General features: G+C 46.5%; 25 protein-coding genes and 2 pseudogenes. 13 read left to right on the top strand and 14 right to left on the bottom strand.

The features are described 5' to 3' along the window. The first annotated feature begins 48 nt into the window (after positions 1 to 48). Positions 49 to 177 (top strand): hypothetical protein, encoded by a 129-nt coding sequence (locus IQ235_RS01180; protein ID WP_264319666.1) that lies wholly within the window; start codon positions 49 to 51, stop codon positions 175 to 177. 44 nt (positions 178 to 221) lie between these two features. On the opposite strand, the gene IQ235_RS01175 is transcribed toward IQ235_RS01180, so the two are convergent. The 3 genes from IQ235_RS01175 to IQ235_RS01165 all read right to left on the bottom strand — a co-directional run bounded on the left by IQ235_RS01175 (position 222) and on the right by IQ235_RS01165 (position 2,096). Next, on the bottom strand, positions 222 to 698 hold the full coding sequence (locus IQ235_RS01175; RefSeq protein ID WP_264319665.1) for an ExbD/TolR family protein: 477 nt from the start codon (positions 696 to 698) through the stop codon (positions 222 to 224). A 134-nt stretch (positions 699 to 832) separates the two neighbouring features. Beyond that, positions 833 to 1,270, bottom strand: coding sequence for an ExbD/TolR family protein (locus IQ235_RS01170; RefSeq protein WP_264319664.1), 438 nt, complete (start codon positions 1,268 to 1,270; stop codon positions 833 to 835). Positions 1,271 to 1,280: 10 nt separating this feature from the next. Next, positions 1,281 to 2,096, bottom strand: a complete 816-nt coding sequence (locus tag IQ235_RS01165; protein WP_264319663.1) for a MotA/TolQ/ExbB proton channel family protein — start codon at positions 2,094 to 2,096, stop codon at positions 1,281 to 1,283. Between the two features lie 814 nt (positions 2,097 to 2,910). Between IQ235_RS01165 and pruA the strand changes: the two genes are divergently transcribed. Then, entirely contained in the window at positions 2,911 to 5,901 is a 2,991-nt protein-coding gene (gene pruA / locus IQ235_RS01160; RefSeq protein WP_264319662.1) for an L-glutamate gamma-semialdehyde dehydrogenase, read from the top strand. A 208-nt stretch (positions 5,902 to 6,109) separates the two neighbouring features. Here the strand turns inward: pruA and IQ235_RS01155 are convergent, their stop codons facing one another. After that, entirely contained in the window at positions 6,110 to 6,541 is a 432-nt protein-coding gene (locus IQ235_RS01155; RefSeq protein ID WP_264319661.1) for a DUF2000 domain-containing protein, read from the bottom strand. Positions 6,542 to 6,957: 416 nt separating this feature from the next. After that, positions 6,958 to 8,148, bottom strand: a complete 1,191-nt coding sequence (locus IQ235_RS01150; protein WP_264319660.1) for a fatty acid desaturase — start codon at positions 8,146 to 8,148, stop codon at positions 6,958 to 6,960. 238 nt (positions 8,149 to 8,386) lie between these two features. On the opposite strand from IQ235_RS01150, the gene IQ235_RS01145 reads away from it, so the two are divergent. Next, positions 8,387 to 9,379 (top strand): hypothetical protein, encoded by a 993-nt coding sequence (locus tag IQ235_RS01145; RefSeq protein WP_264319659.1) that lies wholly within the window; start codon positions 8,387 to 8,389, stop codon positions 9,377 to 9,379. A 71-nt stretch (positions 9,380 to 9,450) separates the two neighbouring features. On the opposite strand, the gene IQ235_RS01140 is transcribed toward IQ235_RS01145, so the two are convergent. The 5 genes from IQ235_RS01140 to IQ235_RS01120 form a co-directional block, all read right to left on the bottom strand. After that, positions 9,451 to 10,128 (bottom strand): hypothetical protein, encoded by a 678-nt coding sequence (locus tag IQ235_RS01140; RefSeq protein ID WP_264319658.1) that lies wholly within the window; start codon positions 10,126 to 10,128, stop codon positions 9,451 to 9,453. Between the two features lie 6 nt (positions 10,129 to 10,134). Further along, positions 10,135 to 10,851: a HemK2/MTQ2 family protein methyltransferase gene (locus IQ235_RS01135; RefSeq protein ID WP_264319657.1), complete on the bottom strand. Its 717-nt coding sequence runs from the start codon at positions 10,849 to 10,851 to the stop codon at positions 10,135 to 10,137. A gap of 66 nt (positions 10,852 to 10,917) precedes the next feature. Further along, the gene (locus IQ235_RS01130) at positions 10,918 to 11,709 is read right to left on the bottom strand and encodes an ABC transporter permease (RefSeq protein WP_264319656.1); all 792 of its coding nucleotides are present in this window, start codon (positions 11,707 to 11,709) and stop codon (positions 10,918 to 10,920) included. Beyond that, a complete protein-coding gene (locus tag IQ235_RS01125) occupies positions 11,679 to 12,476 on the bottom strand; it encodes an ABC transporter ATP-binding protein (protein WP_264319655.1) in 798 nt (265 codons plus the stop codon). Before IQ235_RS01125 ends, IQ235_RS01130 begins: the two co-directional genes overlap by 31 nt. A gap of 11 nt (positions 12,477 to 12,487) precedes the next feature. After that, on the bottom strand, positions 12,488 to 13,516 hold the full coding sequence (locus IQ235_RS01120) for an ABC transporter substrate-binding protein (RefSeq protein WP_264319654.1): 1,029 nt from the start codon (positions 13,514 to 13,516) through the stop codon (positions 12,488 to 12,490). Positions 13,517 to 13,647: 131 nt separating this feature from the next. Between IQ235_RS01120 and IQ235_RS01115 the strand changes: the two are divergent. Together IQ235_RS01115 and IQ235_RS01110 are read left to right on the top strand one after the other, a co-directional pair. Next, positions 13,648 to 14,433: pseudogene (locus tag IQ235_RS01115) on the top strand (aldehyde dehydrogenase family protein); the annotation flags it as partial. Positions 14,434 to 14,740: 307 nt separating this feature from the next. Then, positions 14,741 to 15,226 (top strand): hypothetical protein, encoded by a 486-nt coding sequence (locus IQ235_RS01110; RefSeq protein WP_264319653.1) that lies wholly within the window; start codon positions 14,741 to 14,743, stop codon positions 15,224 to 15,226. Between the two features lie 304 nt (positions 15,227 to 15,530). Here IQ235_RS01110 and IQ235_RS01105 read toward each other — a convergent pair whose 3' ends face one another. Together IQ235_RS01105 and IQ235_RS01100 are read right to left on the bottom strand one after the other, a co-directional pair. After that, positions 15,531 to 16,679: a CBS domain-containing protein gene (locus tag IQ235_RS01105; RefSeq protein WP_264319652.1), complete on the bottom strand. Its 1,149-nt coding sequence runs from the start codon at positions 16,677 to 16,679 to the stop codon at positions 15,531 to 15,533. Positions 16,680 to 16,922: 243 nt separating this feature from the next. Further along, on the bottom strand, positions 16,923 to 17,267 hold the full coding sequence (locus IQ235_RS01100) for a recombinase family protein (RefSeq protein WP_264319651.1): 345 nt from the start codon (positions 17,265 to 17,267) through the stop codon (positions 16,923 to 16,925). A 135-nt stretch (positions 17,268 to 17,402) separates the two neighbouring features. Between IQ235_RS01100 and IQ235_RS01095 the strand changes: the two genes are divergently transcribed. From IQ235_RS01095 to IQ235_RS01065, 7 genes and pseudogenes are all read left to right on the top strand, one after another. Beyond that, the gene (locus IQ235_RS01095) at positions 17,403 to 17,969 is read left to right on the top strand and encodes an adenylate kinase (protein ID WP_264319650.1); all 567 of its coding nucleotides are present in this window, start codon (positions 17,403 to 17,405) and stop codon (positions 17,967 to 17,969) included. A gap of 90 nt (positions 17,970 to 18,059) precedes the next feature. After that, positions 18,060 to 18,359, top strand: coding sequence for a 2Fe-2S iron-sulfur cluster-binding protein (locus IQ235_RS01090; RefSeq protein ID WP_264319649.1), 300 nt, complete (start codon positions 18,060 to 18,062; stop codon positions 18,357 to 18,359). Between the two features lie 51 nt (positions 18,360 to 18,410). After that, the gene (trxA, locus tag IQ235_RS01085) at positions 18,411 to 18,731 is read left to right on the top strand and encodes a thioredoxin (RefSeq protein ID WP_264319648.1); all 321 of its coding nucleotides are present in this window, start codon (positions 18,411 to 18,413) and stop codon (positions 18,729 to 18,731) included. Positions 18,732 to 18,755: 24 nt separating this feature from the next. Further along, on the top strand, positions 18,756 to 19,046 hold the full coding sequence (locus IQ235_RS01080; RefSeq protein WP_264319647.1) for a hypothetical protein: 291 nt from the start codon (positions 18,756 to 18,758) through the stop codon (positions 19,044 to 19,046). A 63-nt stretch (positions 19,047 to 19,109) separates the two neighbouring features. After that, a pseudogene (locus IQ235_RS01075) lies at positions 19,110 to 19,502 on the top strand (CBS domain-containing protein); the annotation flags it as partial. Between the two features lie 157 nt (positions 19,503 to 19,659). Beyond that, on the top strand, positions 19,660 to 19,887 hold the full coding sequence (locus IQ235_RS01070; protein ID WP_319592532.1) for a ferredoxin-thioredoxin reductase variable chain: 228 nt from the start codon (positions 19,660 to 19,662) through the stop codon (positions 19,885 to 19,887). A 58-nt stretch (positions 19,888 to 19,945) separates the two neighbouring features. Next, positions 19,946 to 20,563 (top strand): CP12 domain-containing protein, encoded by a 618-nt coding sequence (locus tag IQ235_RS01065; protein WP_264319675.1) that lies wholly within the window; start codon positions 19,946 to 19,948, stop codon positions 20,561 to 20,563. A gap of 450 nt (positions 20,564 to 21,013) precedes the next feature. Here IQ235_RS01065 and IQ235_RS01060 read toward each other — a convergent pair whose 3' ends face one another. Beyond that, entirely contained in the window at positions 21,014 to 21,292 is a 279-nt protein-coding gene (locus IQ235_RS01060; protein WP_264319645.1) for a hypothetical protein, read from the bottom strand. A gap of 248 nt (positions 21,293 to 21,540) precedes the next feature. Then, entirely contained in the window at positions 21,541 to 21,636 is a 96-nt protein-coding gene (petL, locus tag IQ235_RS01055; RefSeq protein WP_264319644.1) for a cytochrome b6-f complex subunit PetL, read from the bottom strand. Between the two features lie 95 nt (positions 21,637 to 21,731). Here petL and IQ235_RS01050 point away from each other — a divergent pair. After that, positions 21,732 to 22,492, top strand: a 761-nt coding sequence (locus IQ235_RS01050) for a 3-dehydroquinate synthase family protein (RefSeq protein ID WP_264319643.1), incomplete at its 3' end; no start/stop codon positions are given.

Genomic DNA, 22,492 nt, shown 5'->3' with positions numbered 1-22,492 from the left:
CAGATTCCGGGTGTTACTCAAGCCTGAATATTGTCTACGAGTATGCTGATGAAACTCCTGTTTTTACTTCAAAGCAAACTCCGAGAAACCGAATTAGCACGGCAGACATCATGGCATCCCCTGCTGTTTATGGCGATCGAGTTAAATGACTCAACGCGGAAAAAGTCGGAGATATAAACGCCGACCTTTTCTGTTCGATCTTGATTCGAACCGATCTCCTTTTATTCCTCAGACGTTTTGACTTCTTCAGTCTCATCTTTATCTTTGCCATTTCCGACCGCTAGAGAAATACGATCGCCCCCCACATCTCGCATTGCCGCTAACATTTGAATCACTTGTTCGTAGGGCAAGTCCGGATCGGGAATTAGATAAACCAAACTTTCGGGATTGTTCTCGATGTACGCCGGAACGATCGCGAGTACCTCCTCTTTTTGATAAGGGCGATCGTCTACGGTCATCGTCCCATCTGCTGCTACATTTACCCGCAAAACCGGAGGCGGTTCTGAATCCTCAGCTTCTTCGTCTGCGGCTTCACTTTCTGATGGGTTGGGAAGGTCAATTTTCACCGTTTCCGGTTCTCCCGTCAAGGTTGTTGAAACCACCACAAAAAAAGCTAATACCACCATAATCACATTCAACATGGGGGTGATATCAACTTCGGGAATTTCACCCAGTTCGTTTTTATTTTGAAAGCGCATTACAGTTATCGGCTAGCCGTGAATAGTAACCAGGAATCGATCGTTAGGATACGTGCATTGGGTCAGTCACTGTTCGGTGAATATCAGTCAATATCCGAATGCTTCGCGTTCCCCGAAACGAATGATTTATCAAATCATTGAACCACCAACAAAACGCGATCGCCACCAATTTCGGCCATGGTTTCGAGCAACCCGTCCACATTACGAAAATTAAGTTCGCGATCGGCCGTTAATTTGACGACCCCTTCGGCATTTTCCGCGAGAAAGATTTCCATGGCTTCGGCAAGTTGAGCTTCGTCGGCGGGGCCGCCGTCTAAAATAATTTGACCGTCTTTATCCAATCCCACAACTAATGCTTCTGGAGGCTCGTTTTTTTCTTCAGCAATGCCTCCAGCGCCATCAGTCCCCTCTGTAACGCCTTCGGTAAGTGTCGGTACATCCACATTGGGCACCGTCGAACTGGTGAGATTCATCGCCAGGATGATAAAAAATGTTAGCACCGACATCAAGACATCAATCATCGGCACGAGATTGACTTGGGGAATTTTCGATTTAGCTTGCTGCGATCGCATTTAGATTTTTCTACCTCTGCGATCGATTGTCTCGGGACGCAGCACCATCGGTAGTGGCGATGGTTGCCACGGGTAGGGGAGGAGGGATCGTGCCATCGGCAGGTTCGTACCAAATTTGACGGTAAATCAGTTCGAGTTCGCTACCGACGCGGCTGAAATAATCCATTTGTTGCGCCTGTAAGGTGACGAACACTCGAAACACCAGCAGCGCCATAATCGCCACCACCATCCCCGCCGCAGTTGTCAGCAGCGCTGCACCAATCCCGGAAGCCGCTCTGGTGGCTTCGTCGGCAGAACCGCCGCCGCCGACGGTGAGGTTATCGAAGGTAGAAATCAATCCCGTCACCGTCCCGAGCAAACCCAGTAGCGGCGCAACGGCAATCACAGTTTCGAGGAGTTTGTCTCCCCGGCGCATTTTGATAAATTCCTTGTCGGCAGCCGCTTCCATGGCTAGCCGAAAGGTTTCCGGACTCGGTTGCCGCAGTTGCAGGGGGGCGAGCAAAAAGCGCCCGATGGTTAGGTGTCGCGCGTATTCGGCGATTTCCAAGGCTTTGCTCAAATCGTACCGCGATGCTTCGAGAACATCATTGACGATGCGATCTTCTTGGCTGATGAGTCGCAACCAAAACCAACCGCGTTCTAAGGCTGCGGTCAGGGTCAGAACAGACAACCCCAACAGCGGCCACATAACAGGCCCACCCTTGAGAAATTCATCGATAATTCGGGTCTGAGTCTCCACGACTTCGGGTGGAGTTTCGAGTAAAAAATAGAATAGGTTCATGGGGGTAATATATAGACCCGATCGCACCAGAATCAGAAAGCCCAAAATTAGAATATCGATCGTCGCTGAGTCTGGAATTTACGCTCTAAAATGCGAGCGAAACAGCCAGTCATATACTTTGGGATTTGTAGTATGACTATCGGCAACCATTACTCAAAAAACTCAATATTTGGTGTTGTTAACGAACCGCATTTAGGGTTACTTGCAATGTTTCAATCGTCTTTTTCTGTCGAGCATCCCTAGCCAAGATAAAGATTATCGAACTTTTCGAGTGATTGAGTTAAGAAAATATTAATATCTAGTTAAGTTAGAGCTGAAATCGATCGAGGTTTAGATGTGAGATTGAGATGCGGCTGGGTGTTCGCGTTTGACTCTTGTAAATTAGATGTTTTTACGGGCGATCGCGCGCTGGTTTCTCGAACCCTTTTAATTTAGAAGTTATTTAGAAGTTAGGATAACTCGATCGCGATCGAGCCGGATTTATCTTCAGCAAAAAGTATGATGGGAAGAGTGAAACTCGAAAGCTCGATTTACTTATTTTACGTACAAAAATAGAATATAGATTCATCTTTTCTTGAAAGTTTACCGCAACCCGAAACTCCTGTAAACTCGTTCCCAAATCGACTCAAAGTTACCCAATTTTGAGGCTCATTTCAGCTTCAACACATCAATTTTGTAACAACGGTTACAAGCTCAGAGATAATTAAACACAATCGTAGCTAACCTTAGAGGACCCAAACGACAACGAGCGTCCTTGTCAAGAAACCCTTAAAAACGATCGCCCCTCGCCCCAACCCGATCGACTAAAATAGAGAGTTTCGCCTCTGCAACCCCTAGTCAAAATCGGAGTATATCGATCGTGGTCGCACAAGCCCCCAAAACTTGCCCTTACGAAGCCAAAACCCAGGAAATCGCCCGAGAACTGCTCGCCGCCACCCAGTCCAAAGGATCGTTTTTCGCCCAAATGCGCGATCGGATGCAATGGGACGACAAGCTACTCGACTGGGCGATGAGCAACCCCGGACTGCGGGTGCAACTGTTTCGCTTCATCGACTGTTTGCCCGCCCTGCGCAGCAAAGCCGAAATCGCCCGCCACCTTCAGGAGTATCTCACCGCAGAGGAAGTGGAACTGCCCGATCCCTTAAAAAAACTAATCGGGTTTAGTGGGGGAAACTCCGCCACCGGACAGGTTGCCGCTACCACCGTTTCTACCGGCGTGGAAACCCTGGCACACAAGTATATTTCCGGGGAAACCATGGGGCAGGTTATCAAAACCATCGAACGCCTGCGCAAAGATAAAATGGCGTTCACCATCGACTTGCTGGGGGAAGCGGTGATTACCGAAGCCGAAGCCCAATCTTACTTCGAGCGCTACCTAGAGTTGATGAGTGCCCTGTCGCAACAGTCTCAGAAGTGGCAGACGGTGGCGCAAATCGACGAAGCGGACGGCGAACCCCTGCCCAAGGTACAAGTTTCCGTCAAGTTGACTGCATTCTACTCCCAATTCGATGCCCTCGACCCCCAGGGCAGTCAAGAACGAGTGAGCGATCGCATTCGGAATGTATTGCGCCATGCCAAGAAAGTGGGTTCCGCCATCCATTTCGATATGGAACAGTACGAGTACAAAGACCTCACCTTGTCGATTCTCAAGGAGATTCTAACGGAAGACGAGTTTCGCGATCGCACCGATATCGGCGTGACGTTGCAAGCCTATTTACGGGATAGTTACGCAGATTTGCAAGATTTAATAAGTTGGGCAAAAGACCGGGGAAATCCCGTCACCGTAAGGTTAGTGAAAGGGGCATATTGGGACCAAGAGACGATTACATCCCTGCAAAACGATTGGCCCCAACCGGTGTTTAACGAGAAAGAAGCCACCGATGCCAATTTCGAGCGGATGACGCAGCTTCTCTTGGAAAATCACGAGTATTTATATGCGGCCATTGGTTCCCACAACGTCCGTTCCCAAGCCCACGCGATCGCCATTGCCGAAAGCCTAAATATTCCCCAACGGCGCTTCGAGATGCAAGTACTGTACGGTATGGGGGACAAACTCGCAACCGCCCTGGCGAAGCGGGGGCATCGGGTGCGCGTCTACTGTCCCTACGGCGAACTCCTACCGGGGATGGCCTACCTAATTCGCCGCCTGCTGGAAAATACGGCCAATAGTTCCTTCCTGCGTCAAAGTATGGAAGATCGCCCGGTGGAAGAACTCCTCGCGGCCCCTTCTCTCGAAGTAGAAGACGGCGCGGAAGTGGCGCGGGATGCGGCCGAAAAATCGGCGTTTCCCAATGTGGCAAATACCGACTATGCCGATGCCCAATTGCGAGAAGCCGCCCAGAAAGCCCTCAAACAAGTTCAGGGGGAATTGGGCAAAACCTATTTACCCTTCATTGACGGCGAATACGTTTCCACCTCGCAAACTGTCAACTCGGTGAACCCCTCCAATCCCGAAGACGTTATCGGCACTCTGGGGTTAATCGACATCGAACTGGCCGATCTCGCTATCCAAGCGGCAAAAACTGCATTCGGGAGTTGGCGGCGTACCCCGGCATCGGAACGATCGGCCATTCTGCGCAACGCGGCGGAAATTATGGAACGGCGGCGCAACGAACTGGTGGCGTGGATGCTGCTGGAAGTGGGTAAGCCGATGCGGGAGTGCGATGGGGAAGTGTCTGAGGCGATCGACTTTTGCCGCTATTACGCCGACGAAATGGAACGCCTCGCCGGGGGACATAACTACGATCTGGCGGGGGAAAACAACCGCTACCACTACCAACCGCGCGGCATTACCCTGGTGATTTCCCCCTGGAATTTCCCCTTCGCTATTCCCACAGGGATGACGGTGGCTTCTTTGGTTGCCGGGAATCCTACTCTCCTCAAACCCGCTGAAGTATCTAGCGTCATCGCCGCCAAACTCGCGGAAATTCTGATCGAAGCGGGGATTCCCAAAGGGGTCTTTCAATTCGTCCCCGGTAAGGGTTCCACCGTCGGGGCCCATATGGTGAAGCATCGGGATATCAATACGATCGTCTTTACCGGTTCCCAGGAAGTGGGATGCCAAATTTTCCGGGATGCCGCCATTCTCCAACCGGGACAAAAACACCTGAAGCGGGTGATTGCCGAGATGGGGGGCAAAAATGGTCTGATTATCGACGAGAGTGCAGATTTAGACCAGGCAGTTGCCGGAGTGGTGCAGTCTGCGTTCGGCTATAGCGGGCAGAAATGTTCGGCTTGTTCGCGGGCGATCGCGATCGAGTCGGTGTACGATGCCTTTGTCAGTCGTTTGGTGGAAGCGGTGCGATCGCTCAATGTGGGAGATGCCGCCAAACCCAGCACCCAAGTGGGGCCGGTGATTGATGCCAAAGCCCAGCAGCGGATTCGGGAGTATATCGCTAAAGGGAAGGAAGAGTCCAGCGTGGCGATCGAAATGCCCTCTCCAGAACCGGGCTACTTTGTCGGACCGGTGGTGTTTGCCGACGTGAAACCCGATGATACCATCGCCCAGGAGGAAATTTTCGGCCCGGTGTTGGCGGTGATTAAAGTCAAGGATTTCGACGCAGCCTTGGAAGTGGCCAATGGCACCAACTACGCCCTGACGGGGGGATTGTACTCGCGCACTCCCTCCCATATCGATCGGGCGATGGCGGAGTTTGAAGTGGGCAACTTGTATATTAACCGAGGGATTACTGGGGCGATCGTCTCGCGCCAACCCTTTGGCGGGTTTAAGTTATCCGGTGTCGGTTCCAAAGCTGGCGGCCCGGATTACGTGTTGCAGTTCCTCGAACCCCGGACGATAACGGAGAACATCCAGCGTCAGGGTTTTGCCCCGATTGAAGGAACGGAGTAAGCTGTCACTTTACAGCTCAATGTCTTTTAAATTTCTTAAAAAATATCCTCGGAATCTAACATTCTGAGGATATTTTTTTTACTCTCCAGTCAAAGTCACAGCCATTTGTCTTGACAAAGAAATATATTCAAGGTTGAATACAGGCAAAAGCTATGTGCGACTAGCAATTACTTTCAGCTTTGCTGCTTAAGCCTAGAACAAACTGTCATTAACCTTTAAAGAGAGAATACTTACGTGTTAGATCGGTCAACTGCTCAGTAGCACCGAAGATAACAATACCAAAATAAGTAAGATTATCAGTTTCCACTTCTTTTGTCTGTTGTTGCTGTTCAGATGCAGAACTTCCCAACATACTATCGGTAAAAGCATTGTGGCAAACTCCAAGTTCGTTGGCTCTGAGATGCAAGGTTTTGAGTTGGTTGTTATTCTTAGCTGCCAAAAGAATGAATGGGTAAAGGCTAATCAGAGATGGGTCAGCCCATGAAGCTTCAAATTCATATTTGAGCGGTTTGCTTTTATCAACAGCAGGTAACTTTGCCATTAATCCAACTGTCATATGACCTAAAGCATTCATCAGCTTTGGGGTTTCAATTTTGCGATTGAGAACGGCAATAAATTTGGAGTCGTTGTCAGCGTACATAGGTTTCAAGAAAAATTTAACAGTTGTCGTTTAGATGAAGAGGGAGAATGATTAGCTGCTAAAGAGGCGAGACTAACAATGTCGATCCGTGTCGTCCGATGACCGCTACAGATGCACCCACTTTAAGGTGCGTTGCATTGACTGATGAATAGAGCTTTGCAGGCCAAGATGCTCCCATCGCACTTACCCGAAGTTTATCGATATTCTCAATCTGCTCTACTGTGCCTGAAACAAAGTCTTGATACAAAACCATCTGATTTGAGAAATCAAACATAGACTTGAACCTCAGCGATTGTGAAAGAGCGAATTTGAGGTTATCTGGAAGCTACGATCGCTTCCAGATAGATACTGTTTAAGCGACTAGATCTAGCTTCGATCGCAAGAGTGGTTTTACCGACCAGCATTGAACTCGGTAATTACGATCGAGGAGGAAATTTTTCCAGGTGGGAGAAAACCCGATCGAGTGCTTTATCTAAACCCCAAACTTCAACAAAAGTAATGTCTTGAGTTTCTTCCAATTTTTGTACCTCGTATACACCATTCTCCCAGTTGCGAGTATCAGTATGATAATGGTGCCAACAATGTTCGGGCAGTTCTCCAGGTAGGATGGCAATGCGAACGGGTAGATGAGAAAAAAGCATTCGCAGCCAAAATTTAGACCAAGCAAACATGGACTGACCGAAAGGAGGACATTCCCCACAGTAGCGTCCGTGACTTTTGAGTTCGTTTGGGATATGCTTGTTATCTTTCTCATGACCCCACAGATGCTCGGAAGCAACTTGCAAGCAAGCTGAAACTTGGTACAAAAAGGTCAACGGAAAAAACCAAGCGACCAGAAAGAGCCACCATGTATGTGTTAGGGAGACTCCAACGATCGTTGCTAGATAGAAAAGAACTGACATCCATTGGCGATACATTTTTTTCGACGAAAAATTACCAGCCAAGCGACTCGCCAAAAATTGCCCGTGGAACTTGGGGGAAAACATTGTTTGCCACAACCATTTCCAGTACCATTCTTTCGGCATACCGGAGCGCAAACCATTCTCCCGCAACGATTTAGCATCTGGATCGTCCTCAAAATTGGCAAACGTCTTGAGTCCATGGTGAGGTGTCAAATGATCCCCGGAATATGTCTCATAGTCCGAAGTCATCAACAGAGTTGACAGAATTTCTGAAAGCCAACGATCGTGCATCTTACCGAAAACTTGCTTATGGACGCACTGGTGGTTAATCGTGGTCTGTAACATACGCGCTCCGCCAACGGTGAAAACCCAAGAGCAAAGCAGTAGTGGTAGAAAGAGCGGTGAACCATTAAGGACGATCGCACTTCCGAGTACGCCGCCAAATAGAGAGATGAGCGCACAGAACAAGTGCCAGTATCGGTTGGCTGCGAACAAAGGTTGCTGACCGGAATAGGCTTTACCTGTCATCCAAGTCAGAAAGGCTTGAAACAAGGTGTAGAGAGGCTTGGGTAAAAAAGGGCCGAGTTTGGCGAGTTCCTCTCGAGGATGGAGTACTACTCCTACACCAACATCGTCATCGGACTCGCTACACGCACTACGATCGGGACGCGGAGGACTAGCTCCGTTACGTGCTATAGTATTCATGATTTAAAAACAAAGTAACTGCGCTACTTCAGTTCAAGCTGAAGCGGCGCTTTTTTTGTGCTCGTACACTATTAAAAATAGAACAACGTGCAGTATTAGTCAAGCACGCTCCCGTTGTTTGAATTACAAGTAAACAAAATGCGTTAAAATATAAGACGTATTATGTCATAAACAGAAAGTAAATAAATTTGACATAAAATTATATATACCACATCGGCAACTTCATGTACCTACACCTATGACTCAACCCGGTCAATCCACTTCCTTCGGTCAATATATCGACACCTTAATCCGGTTATATGCATCCATCAGCGGTAAAGGACTCACAGCATATATAAAAGACGATTTATCGAACGATAAGAGCGACGCGCACAATCGCCTCTCTAGTCGTCAGATCGCACGCATGCGAGATATTAGCCACGATGAGTTTCCTGAAGGTAAAGGACTGGCCAAGCTGCTAGACGCTTTACCCGCAGAACTACAAACTCTCAATTCAACTGACTTGTGCAACCGAACTCTGGCCCCATGGGAACCCGTTCGGGTTTTTCAGAAAGAGGTAATCCAAAAATCTAGCGATATTGGGGTATCGATGACGATCGTTTCGGGACGCAAGCCACCGTTGGCGCTATCCGATCCGATTGTGATTTCGGCAATGACCAAAGCAATCGAGCAGAACGTTCGGTATACATTCCTATATCCAGCAAAGGAAACCTATCGCCTAGAAGCGATTGCCGACGATCCCGAAACCATAACCCAAAGCTGGGTGCGTGCCATCCGACGCAGAATTACCAGAGCGTGGGAAGAACAGCAAGAAAAAGAAGCCATCGAGCGCGGACTGAGTTCCCAAAGCGCGATCGATGAGGACGCTTTTGTTTCAGAAGAACGGTTATCTCAATTTGAAACAAAAGTCAAATCCAACATTACAGCTCGACATACACAAATCGATACTGACTTCTGGTTTTTTTTACCCTCCGATTATGTTGTTTTCTACAATCTAGAATCAGAATATGAGAATAAAGATGTCGATCGATATGGGGTATTCCGAGTTGCTGGCAACCCGATTATTCGAGCATCTGCAGAAGAAATCGAAAAAAATGGAGGTCAACCCATTGAGACGAAGGGATGGTTGCGAATGTCAGATGAAACCTATCAAGCCTTAGCCAGTTTGTACAAACAAATGCCTTCAGAGTTGCCTCTGAGCACTAGCAAGAGTCGTAAAAAACGAAACTGAAAGGAGGAGAGGCAGTACCTAAAACGTCTCCCTCTCCGATCGTAATCTCTTGGGATTCTGCAATTTAGAACTTAGGATGAAACCGATCGCATCGAAATCGATCGAACCACTGGGGGAAGAGGAACAGAGGGAGAACTCATCCACCATCGGATCGCTCGTTCTTCTTTGATGCTACAGTTGGCAACACCACCTGCATTTTTGAGATACGGTAATATTTCAGACAACAAGGTTTGAATCACCTGGCGCGTTCCCTGAACGGTCAAAATTTCTGCCGTTCCATAAGGTTTGCTCATGTAAGCGGAGAAAAAACCCATACTCCGCAGAGCAGCGATCGCACGCGGATCGGAACGGTCGCGATCGAATGTAATATGAATTTCATCTTCGCGGAATTTTCCGGATGGCAGACTCCCGAGTTGCCATTGGCAAGGAATAGGTACATCTGCATTAAACGGCGTTTGGGCAATCTCAATATCTAACGGGATATATTCTCCTTCAACATAACCCTCCAATGAATCGGACGATCTATCGAGATAAGCTAAGAGGCGATCGAAGGTCACTTTAAATGCCCGACTATTTCTCGTTTTATAAGTTAAATGTCTGGGGGTTTCAAAATGGAGAATACCTTCTGGATGACCGGAAAAATCCGAGTCATAGAACTTTAACTCTTCTCGAACAAACGTTTCAAACTTGTTGGAGATTTGATGAGCGTCAATGTGGATGTGAAACTCACCTTGCATCTTTTCTCTCACAGAAATTTACTCCTTACACATTTCATAGACAACTAGCTCCAAATGACTTTCCTCTGGAACTTCAGAAGCAACGAGCTGAAGCCGCAACTCTGATTTTTGGGCGAGATTCTCAAACAAGGTCATATCTCCAGCTTCTGAAAAAACAACGAGGAGGCGACCTCCAGGTAAAAGATAATCAGAAGATTGGGCAAAAAAACGAGTCAGATTATGGTAGTTTTCATCATACATTGCCATTTCCAAAGCAGTTCTAGGTTTACCCTGCATAAAAGGGGGATTAAACAAGATACAAGAAAATTTTTGTGCCTCAATCTTATCGAATAGGTCGCTTTGAAACACTTTGACCTGCTGTTCAACGTTATTGAGCTTGACGTTCTCTCTCGCACAAGTGACTGCAAGAGGAGAAAGATCGACAGCCGTTACAGATGCTCCTTGCTTGGCTGCCAAAATCGCTAATGCTCCCGAGCCAGTGCCCATATCTAGAACCCGTTCTCCCGAGCCAACAGTCAGGTATTTGGCAAGTAACTGACTGCCATCCCCGTAAGCCGGACAAAATACACCTTTTGTCATCTGCAACTGAATATTTTTAAACTCAACCCAGTAGCGATCTCCACTATTTTTGTGGCGCTCCAGTAAAAGCTTGGCACGTTGCCTAATTTTTTGCGGTCGTTCCAGCTCGGAAGATGAATAATTTTCCTGAGATTCTAGTTTGATAACTTGACTCACTTATGACCTCATATTGCGATTTCAATACTAAAATCGTAACAGAATAGTCTAAATTTTATAGAAGATTTATAATTCATTTTTCCAAAATACAATTTTGCGTTCCAGTGCAGAAATTAACCAAAAAAATGCAAGACCGATAAGAGCACTCACAAGAATGGCGGCAAACGTAAGATCGGTAGAGAGAAAATAAGAAGAAGATTTAATCGCGAAACCGATTCCCTGCTCCGAACCAATAAATTCGGCAACAACCGCTCCAACAATAGCAAAAGAACTCGAAACTTTCAGTCCGGCAAATAAAGAAGGTAAAGCATGAAAAACTCGAAACTTGATAAAAATCTGCCATTGAGATGCAGACCATACATGAAATAAGTCGAGTGCATCAGATTCTACAGATTTGAAACCATCTAGCGAATTCACTAAAACAGGAAAGAACGTAATAATTGCAGCTAGAAAAACTTTGGAGAATAAACCACTTCCAAACCATGCCACGACTAAAGGTGCTAACGCAACTAGAGGAATTGCTTTGATTGCAACTGCATAAGGATAAATAGCTTGTTCGGCAGTTCGAGAAAATAAAAAAAGTGTTGCTAGTGCGAATCCTGCAATTGACCCAAGTAAAAAACCTAAAACGGCTTCTAAAAAAGTAATTCCCGCATGAAATGCTAGATAGCCAAACCGTTCAACTAATACTTTCAGCACGGCAGAGGGAGCAGGCAATACGAGCGGAGATATCGAAAAGTTCTGAACCGTTAATTCCCATAGAAAAATAAAAAAGATAAATGCAATCGCGGGAGTCAGTATTCTTGTTTGGATATAACGCGAAAAAATTAAGAAAGATAGTTTTTTACCTTTTCGCATAACTCTAAAAATTTAGACTTCATCATTGTTTCTCGATCTCGAAACGAAGGTAAATCGATCGGTAATACCGCTTGAATCGTTCCCGGTCTGTGGGACATGACGCAAACGCGATCCGATAAAAAAACGGCTTCCTGGGTACTATGTGTTACCAGCACTACGCTCAGATTTTGAGTGCGCCAAATTCGACTAAAATCTATCCACAAGTTTTCTCGCGTAATTTCATCTAATGCGCTAAATGGCTCATCTAAAAGTAGTAATTTTGGTTCTGTCATCAGAGCGCGCGCAATTGCAGCTCGTTGTAGCATTCCACCAGATAACTGATGGGGATAGCAATTTTCAAAACCTGATAGTCCGAGAGTTTTAATTAAGTAAAGAGCGCGATCGTAGTCCTTTGAAGCTTCAGATAAGGTGATAGACCTTGATACAATTTCCATTGGTAACATAATATTCTGAATTGTTGTTCTCCAAGGAAATAGTAGAGGTTTTTGGAAAGCAAAACTAATCTTTTGAGAGCGCTGGTATTTTAGAGGTGAAATGCCTTCGATTGTCACATTTCCTTCTGTCGGTTGGACTAGACCTGCCAAAATTCTGAGTAGTGTTGATTTACCACATCCACTCGCACCAACAATTGCTAATATTTCTCCAGATTGCATCTCGATTGAAACATCTTGAAGTGCTTGAGTGCAATTTCCAGAAGAATTTTCGTAAAAGTGGGAAACTTGGTTACTTTTAAGAAATAAAGTCTCACAAATCATTTCTTCACTCAAGCTAACTCTTCTTAATTTTCTTGATAGTAGTTTTCAACAAACTGATTTGTATAAGCAGACTGAGTATTAAAGTCTTTGGGGAGCAATTCTAATAACAACATTTGCTCTTTGGTTTTCTCCATATCCTCATCAGAGATCAAACCAATTTTACTATTATTCTCGATCGCGGCGTTGTAAATAGCTAACTGCTGCTGACCAACTTCTTGCTTAAAGGTGGCATCGCGTTTGATAGTTGCTTCAATAGCTTCCTGCTCATTTTCTATAGAATAGGCAATTGACTCTAAAATTGCATTAGTAAAAGCTTGGACGATCTCTGGTTGGTTCTCTCGCATTTGTTCGCTTGTTAAAACCACATGACCTTGAGTTGTGATTCCGTATTCATCAGGGTTAATGGAAATAACCTCTACTCCTTGGGCGGGTAAAGTAATTCCGGCTGTGGTTCGGAAGGCCCATTGAGCATCTAACTTTTCTGTAATTAACTGACTGTAATCAAATCCAACATCAACTTCTTGAACTTGTATATCCTCTTTTTTGAAAAGCATCTGTAAAACATCTGTAGAAATGTGACCGTAGAAAAAACCAACTTTCTTATCTTGAAGATCGGATAATTGAGTAATATTAGAGCCTTTCAGAGCAAGAAGCGTGACAAAATTAGAGTCTTTATGAACTAAAGTAATACTGACAATAGGTGCACCTTTAGACTTAGCCGTAAACAGAATCTCCGGACCACCGACAACAGCAAATTGATCGGTTCCTTGCGAAAGCATTTTGACTGGATTGAGTTCGGGAGAACCAGGCTCGAGGTTCAAGCTGATTCCGTGTTTGGCGCAAATTCCCTTATCAATGCACAGATAATATGGAGCAAATGCAGTATCGGCTACGGGTATCGGTAAACGCATCGATACGCTGGTTGCGGTCGCTGGTGTTGAAGCTTCATCTATAGGCACGTTAGAGCTAGGATACTCACACGCAAATAATGAAGTGGTCATCGCAAAAGCAACTGCTAATTGAACGATAAATCTGCGTCTTGCTTGTGTCATCTTCGCTTACCAAATTTTTTGCGCTATTAAAATTGAAATGCATTGTGTTTGCAACAATGCCTAATTATAACACTCATTTTCATGTAGTGCGTTATTTAATTTGACGTATTACGTCAAATTAAATAACTTTGATTTTCCGGGATGCAGCCATTCTCCAACCGGGACAGAAACACCTGAAACGGGTGATTGCCGAGATGGGGGGCAAAAATGGTCTGATTGTCGATGAGAGTGCGGATTTAGACCAGGCAGTGGCCGGAGTGGTGCAGTCGGCATTCGGCTATAGCGGCCAAAAATGTTCGGCCTGTTCGCGGGCGATCGTTATCGAGTCGGTGTACGATGCCTTTGTCAGTCGTTTGGTGGAGGCGGTGCGATCGCTCAATGTGGGAGATGCCGCCAAACCCAGCACTCAAGTGGGGCCGGTGATTGATGCCAAAGCCCAGCAGCGGATTCGGGAGTATATCGCCAAAGGCAAGGCAGAATCTACCGTGGCGATCGAAATGCCCTCTCCAGAACCGGGCTACTTTGTCGGACCGGTGGTGTTTGCCGACGTGAAACCCGATGATACCATCGCCCAGGAGGAAATTTTCGGCCCGGTGTTGGCGGTGATTAAAGTCAAGGATTTCGACGCAGCCTTGGAAGTGGCCAATGGCACCAACTACGCCCTGACGGGGGGATTGTACTCGCGCACTCCCTCCCATATCGATCGGGCGATGGCGGAGTTTGAAGTGGGCAACTTGTATATTAACCGAGGGATTACTGGGGCGATCGTCTCGCGCCAACCCTTTGGCGGGTTTAAGTTATCCGGTGTCGGTTCCAAAGCTGGCGGCCCGGATTACGTGTTGCAGTTCCTCGAACCCCGGACGATAACGGAGAATATCCAGCGTCAGGGTTTTGCACCGATTGAAGGAACGGAGTAACGCGATGTGCAACTTTTTCCGAGGTCTTGAATTTACGTCGTTTAAGCAACTCGAAATTTGGAGACGACCGCCAGTCAGAACGGAAAACCAAGGGCTTTAGACTTTAAGTTGCACATCCCGTGAGTAAGTTCTATAAAGGTGGGGAAATTCCCCACCTTTTTCTCAGTTTTTTGAGAGTGGAATTATGGGTAAAGGATTATCGATCGCAAATGTATGAAGTTGAGTTTACGCCAGAAGCAGTCAGGGATTTACGCTACTTTAGAAAATTCGAGCAAAACACGATTGTAAGCATTCAGAGGTACTAGTCATGAAAATTCAGATTTCGCAAACTGGACGAGTCGTCACGAAAACCCTGATGGGAATCCTCGCCAGTATCGGGCTTTTTGCTTGCCCTGCCACCGCCCAAGTGAGCGAGGCTCAAATCGATGCTTTTGTCGAAGCCCTGCGGCTGGCTGCACCCCCAGACAGCCCCGATGACGGGCTGTACAGCGATTGGCAGGTAAAACCTGCAACCCTCACCGGCTGGAGCGAGCAATGTCTTGAGGAAACCGTCACCCCCGAAGAGTTTGAAGCCAATTCCGAAATCGCCCGTAGCGTCATCAGTTGTGTCGTGGAGTGGCAGCTTGCAGAGCAATTTAGCGCCGTTGATAACGATGAGGAGAGCGCGGTTCGCCGTACTGCTTGTTGGTGGATGACGGGTGATGCCATCGGATGTAACACCGATTTCACCGCCGATTATAGAGAAAGCGTGTTGGGATTTTATCAGCAGCAACTCAGTTTGCAAGAGCAGTAACACAAACCTTCCTCAATCGCAGCAAGGCTGTTTCATTCTCCAAACAGATTGTTTTTGCCCATCGACTCCCGGTGCGCCAAGGAATCACCAATCGACTGTAGGGGCGAAGCATTGATTCGATCGCGGGTAAGACGAAATCTTCGTTCTCCAAATGCTTTGCTCTTCCTCGATATCGGGATCGCCATTGCATGACTTCAACAGCAGCACCGACGACTTATTACTAAAGTTGGGGTTTCCCCCCAAGTCCGGGTTTTTCGACGAATCGAACGTCATTGACGCTCGCCAACCCAACCAAAACCGATCGCTAATTGTTCTGTTCTAATTGGCTCAATGCTGCCAACGCCTGCGCTACGATCGCATCCTGTTGGAGTGAAGATAAACTCGATCGATCGGTCAAGCGTTCCAGGCAAGTCCGCAAATTCGCCAGATGAATCCTTCCATCGAGGGGGGAACTCTCTACGGGAACTTCTGGGGAAAATTTTCCTCCCAGCGCACCATCACCGCGTTTGTTCTCCAATTCATCAACAGTGCGCTGCAAGGTTTCCACCACCCCATACATCTCCATGGGGTCGAAAATCCGCAGCAAACTCGTTTGCGTCACAATACCCAAACCGCTACCCCAATTCCACGACACCACCAACCGGCGAACGCGACGCTTCTGCATTTCCCGATGCGCGGTCCACAGAGAATCTTCCGGACTCAGCAAAAACAAAGGAGAACTCATCACCGCTTCTGCAGGAGTATGAGACAAGTTCAATCCCAAAGCCTGAAATTGGACGATATCCCGCTCGGTGACAATGCCAGCGGGCAAGGCAAACGGTTCTGCATCGGCTTCGACAATCACCACGCAACTGACGCGATGCTCGGCCATTAACCGTGCGATACTCAGCATTGACGAACTCAAGGGTGCTTGAATGACGGGAGTTGTCATCACCTCCGAAACTCGACGCATCTTGAGCAGATTCGCCGGACGCAACACCCGACGGATACTTTCAGACGAAACCACCCCTACCAATTTTTCTCGATCGTCTACGATAACCAGATGGCGCATTTGATATCGACGAAACAAAAACAACACCGCAAAAATATCCTGAAATTCGCTGTGTTTGAAGGTAATAATCGGGCGTGCCATGATGCGATCGACTCTGACCCCAGCAAAATCAACTCCTGCTGCTGTAAGGCGTACAATATCTCGCTCGGTAAAAATTCCCACCAGCTCGTCGCCTTCGATGGCTAGAACGCAGCTCGATCTCGCCCCGGTCAGGGGTATGGTGTCCCGCAGAGCGATCGAACCATCCAGTATCGAGTCCGCCATCGAGCAAATGTCTGCTCGCGTTTGATTCATCAGGGCGATCGCTTCGAGCAATGGCGTTTGTGGTGAAACGATTAAAGGATGGCGATCGATGGCATCTTCTAAGGACGGTGTCCCGATGGGCAAATCGTCGAATTGCATAAGCGGGAGCACCCCAAAAGAACTTTCGATCGACCTGACAGTGTGGCTTGAAGAGGGATGTAACAGTTAAGCAAGCTACAATAAATAATACGTATGGATTTTAGCTTTATTATGGTGTAGGATGAAATACATCTGACAAACACCTTAAATCGGGAAGTGTAAGGGACGGACGATCGCGACAAGCAACTGCTCGATCGGGTGGCCGATAACTGGCTTGGGGCGATCGACTTCGCTGCGAACCAGTTAGCGTTCAAATCCTGAAGTTTTTTGACTGGGGTTTTTCCCATAGAGTCGATCGAGCACTCGTTTAACCGAAATTCGCTGCCATTGCTGGCCGCGCTTGGTTTTATAGCCTTGCTGGTTCAGCCAATCGGCAACTTGTTGGAGGGACTTACCGGACTTATGGTGACGGCGAATCAATTCGATAATTTCCTGTTCGAGAGGATTGGCCACCAACTCGCCATTCAAGGCTTGTTGACCGAAAGCCGGAGAGCCGTAGCCGGCGTAACCGCCCTTCTGGGCTTTTGCTTGCCGCCCGCGCTCCAATCGATTCCAAACAGTCTGACCAACCAGTTTCTTCGCTGTCATGGCTCCTAAAAAACTCAGCGACTCGTAGAAGCATGGTAGCTCAGATCGCGTTGGGGCGATCGTGACGATTCCCAAATTTATCCCACACCTTTAACAAGTTTCTCCTGTCAACCCCATTTAAATCTCACCATTATTATGATGCGACTCATTTTTCTCGGCGCACCCGGAGCTGGCAAAGGTACTCAAGCAGTAAATCTCGCCCAAACTTGGCAGATTCCCCACATTTCCACCGGGGATATTTTGCGTCAAGCAGTTGCCGATAAATCCCCTCTGGGTATTAAAGCTAAGTCCTATATGGATGGTGGAGAACTGGTGCCAGACAGCCTCGTTATCGCCCTCATCGAAGAGCGCTTGAGCCAACCCGACACCCGCATGGGGTGGATTCTCGATGGCTTTCCCCGGAATCTCACCCAAGCTAACTCCCTAGGCACGCTGCTGCAACGGATGGTACAACCCTGCGATCGGGCAGTCTATTTTACTGTGGAAACCGAAGCCCTCGTCGAACGAATGCTGGCGCGGGGACGCAAGGACGACAACGGAGAGACGATTCGCCGCCGCTTGGAAGTCTACCAGGAGCAAACCACGCCGCTCGTCGATTTTTATCGTCAGCAGGGTTGTTTGACTCAAATCGATGGAAATCGATCGGTTGAAGAGGTGACACAAGCTCTCTACGAAGCTCTAAAACCCACTGTTGGTGTCTAGATCTTCTGTGCATCTAGAATCTGGAATGGGCGATCGCTTATTTCCCGTCATCCCCACATCACATCCATTTTTTAAAGCGAAATCAACGACATGGCTAGCTATAAAGTTCGATTGATAAATGAAGCTGAAGGACTCGATAAAACCATTGATGTCGCTGAGGATGAGTATATCTTCGATGCAGCAGAGGCGCAGGATATCGATCTGCCAGTCTCTTGTCGTTCCGGTTCCTGTTCCACTTGTGCGGGAAAATTGCAAGAAGGAACAGTGGATCAATCCGACCAATGCTTTTTAGAAGATGACCAAATGGAAGAGGGTTTTGTCTTAACTTGTGTGGCTTACCCGACCTCAAACTGCACCATTCTTACCCATCAAGAAGATGCAGTTTTATAAGACTTGCATCGTCCCCTTGTTTTTATCATTTTTTATTCTGAGTCAGTTTTTATGAGTCAAGCTGTTACATCTCGAACCATCGATATCGAGAAAATTTTGAGCGATCGAGGATTAGTTGTTGTTGATTGTTGGGCATCTTGGTGCGGACCTTGCCAGGTGATTCGACCACTGATCGATCGACTCTCTCAAGAGTATGGCGATCGCATCCGAGTGGTAAAGCTTGATGTTGAGGAAAATAAAGAATTTGTCAAAAAAGTTGGGTTGCGTAGCATTCCTGCCGTGCTCGTTTTTCAAGACGGAAAGCTGATGGAAAATATTGTCGGTGTTGCGCCCTACCATCGATTCAGTCGTGCTGTCGAACAATACCTTTAAAGATTAAAACGATAGGTTTTTCAGATGCAGACTGTTCAAGCCATTTGCTGCCCGAATTGTGGGAGTATTGCTAAGCGATTTTATTCGGTTAATGCCAAACGAATTAATGCCGATTGTCCGAAGAATCTGGTCACTCGAACGGAATGTCCAACTTGTGACTATTTGATGGTGACTTGTTCGATGGATGGTCGGGTTATCGAAGCATATGCTCCGGGAATTGCGATACCTCGTTGTGATGTTCGCTGGAAAAATTGGCACGATCTTCCTCAAGTTAGTCCTTCTTCAAAAACTGAATTGAATCTCGATTTAATCTAGATATCACAAATATTCGATGATTCATTTATTAGATTTTAAACCACTAAGGAGACTCATTAAGATATGATGAAAGCTGAAGATATTATGACCAAAGATGTCGTCACCATTTCTGGATCGGTGACCGTTGCTGAAGCTGTCAAACAGATGAAAGAAAAAGGTCTGCGGGCACTGATTGTCGAACCGCGCAACGAAAACGATCCCTATGGCATGGTGACCGAAACCGACATCGTTTATAAAGTGGCAGCCTACGGACACGACCCCAAGAAAATGCGGGTCTACGAGATTATGAGCAAGCCCTGTATTGTCGTCAATCCCGAACTGCGTGTAGAATATGTTGCGCGGCTTTTCGCCAATACTCGCATCCGTCGCGCCCCCGTAATTAAAGATAAATTAGTCGGTATTATTTCAATTTCCGATATTCTTAATAAAAGTGATTTTGTCGAAAAGCCCAAAAGCAATTTCGACTTGTACATCGAAGAATATCCCAATGCTCCCGAAGCGAGGATGTACGATAGCTAATCGCTAATCGGGATTGATTTAGACGATCGATACAAGCGAGTTAGTGATAGATTGACTAACTCGCTCCATTGAGTTGTAGATTAAACGAGAAAAAATGATGAAAATTGGCGATCGCATTCGAGTTAAAGAAAGAGTTGTCGTTTATCACCATCCACAACATCGAAATCAACCATTTAACCTTCAAGGCTTAGAAGGAGAAGCGATCGATATTTTGCTAGACTGGCAAGGTCGAGCGATTAGTCCGAATTTGCCAATTAAAGTTAAGTTCGAGCGTAAGTTCCAAGCTCATCTCAATCATAACGAGATCGAGATTTTGGATTAAAATACAAAAAAAACGACAGAGACAGTACATTTTTAAATCAATCGAATAAGGAGGTTTTATCGTGATCCAGGCTAAAGATATTATGACCCGAGAGGTCGTTACCGTCGAAGGGTCGGCAACCGTTGCCACAGCCGTCGGGCTGATGAAAGAGAAAGGGTTGCGAGCGCTAATTGTCGAGCCTCGCAATGAAAACGATCCCTACGGCATGGTGACCGAAACTGACATCGTTTATAAGGTTGCAGCTTACGGACACGACCCCAAGAAAATGCGGGTCTACGAAATTATGACCAAGCCCTGTATTGTTGTCAACCCGGAGCTAGGTATTGAATACGTTTCGCGGCTATTTGCGAATACCCGTATCCGTCGCGCTCCGGTGATTAAGGAAAAATTACTTGGAATTATTTCCATTAGCGATATCCTAAAAAAAGGCGACTTCATCGACAAACCAAAACGGCTTTTCATTGAAGATGAAATTGATGCGGCACGGGATGATGCTCGAACAATTTGCGCTCAAAAAGGAGCCACTTCTAAAGAATGTGCGGCTGCTTGGGATATTGTCGAAGAACTGCAAGCAGCAGCCGCGCATCAACGAGTTGAGAAAAAAGAGAAAAATTCTCTTGCAACTTACTGTGATGAGAATCCTGAAGCACCCGAATGCCGGATCGACGATAACTAATGAAAGTTATCAAAGTTATTGATTTTTTTTCTGAATTTCCAAAAAATAAATTCAGAAACACTGCACTTTTTTGAGTGAAAATCTACAATCATTTCATGAAAAATGATTGTAGATTGAGTTTTGCGACCCCGTCGAAAAATATCGATCGCAAGATCGAGTAACGGTTTCCAAATATTCCTTTTCAGGAATTAGGATAAGTTCTTTTGTTTTCAGACCTCGAACAAAAGAACTTTTTTGTTGAAATTAATTTCAAACAAAAATAAAGTTTGAGTGAACTTCATCTCAATTTTAGAGAAACAAGAATCTTTATGCTATTTTTACCAAAAAAACAAAATCGAGTTTTATTGTTGAAGTATTCAAAAGTCAGATCTTAAACAAAAACAAAGTAATTTGCTGCTGCTGAATTCGATCGATGAATTTTTACAAAAAAGAAGTCTTTTAACCAAAAATTTAAACTCGACATTTACTAAACTTTATAATTTCTTCGGCAGATAACATCGACCGGGCAACTCGAACGGGAAGATGATTTATATCAGCGAAACCCTCAATGGGTTCGCGTAGAAACAATCCGTACAGTGCTTCATCAGATTTTGCTTCAGCATCAAGTTGGAGATAGACGCGCTCGGGTGCGTACAGTCGCAAAAGTCGAACTTGCCAGCGAGTTTTAATGTTCTTCATGGATATAGCAATTTGAGAATCGGAGTTTCCCATTTCACAGGCTACTTTCAAAGCTTTATTTATGGTAATAATTTCACGAACAAGTTGCTCGAAGCTAGCGAGAGGATGGAGCAAAGATTTTGTCTGATTCATACGTTTGGAAAAGGATTGCACAAATGCACCTATCTCCACGTTAATTTTTGGCTTGTATTGTTAGCCTCGGTGATTGTACGTAAATTTAGATCGTATTCTTTTTTTCTCCAATTAAAAACGCGATCGCTTCAGCGATCGCGTTTAACATATTTTTTAGTTAATTAAAATTAAATGAGTTTAACAGCTCGCAAACCGAACATCAAAATGACAGCCGTGGCAAAAGCACCACCGAGCATTAACACGTAAACCAGTGCGCCAGACATGAATTTTTCTCCATTTCCTATTGATATAAACTATTGAAACACGCCATGCGCTAAAATACATCCCACAAGCGCGTTTGGCGAGGTAAAGCCTCTAAATGTCTGTAATCGAGGTGAACTTACCCCATCAGTCTTACCCCATCAAGATTGCGGCTGTGGAATTGGATCGACTGGGAAAGTGGATGGAACCGCTCGAGTTGGGCCCGAAAGTCTTGGTGGTTTCCAACCCAGAAATTTTTGGACAGTACGGACAACGGACGATCGCTGCTTTGGAGTCGGCAGGATTTGATGTGGCGCACCACCTCATTGAAGCCGGGGAACAGTACAAAACCCTCGAATCCATCCAAAAGATTTACGATACCGCACTCCGCTGCCGCCTGGAACGTTCCTCGACAATGGTCGCCCTCGGCGGTGGTGTCGTCGGAGATATGACGGGTTTTGCGGCGGCAACTTGGCTGCGGGGGCTGAATTTCGTTCAAGTCCCGACCTCCCTGCTGGCGATGGTGGATGCCTCCATTGGCGGCAAAACCGGGGTAAACCATCCCCAAGGGAAAAACCTGATCGGTGCGTTTTATCAGCCTCGACTGGTGCTCGTCGACCCCAACGTACTACAAACCCTTCCGGAACGGGAATTTCGGGCGGGAATGGCAGAAGTCATTAAGTACGGCATCATTTGGGATGCCCAGTTGTTTTCCCGGTTGGAAAATGCCCCTCGCCTCGATCGCCTAGAAGATCTGGATGCAGAACTCCTGGACGAAATTTTGCAGCGATCGTGCGGGGCTAAAGCTGATGTGGTGAGTAAAGATGAAAAGGAAGCAGGTTTGCGGGCGATTCTCAACTACGGTCATACTATCGGTCA

The organism is Zarconia navalis LEGE 11467 (genome assembly GCF_015207075.1).
GTDB lineage: Bacteria > Cyanobacteriota > Cyanobacteriia > Cyanobacteriales > Geitlerinemataceae > Zarconia > Zarconia navalis.
Note: the sequence above shows the minus strand (reverse complement) of the source record. Positions and strands in the feature narration are given on the sequence as shown.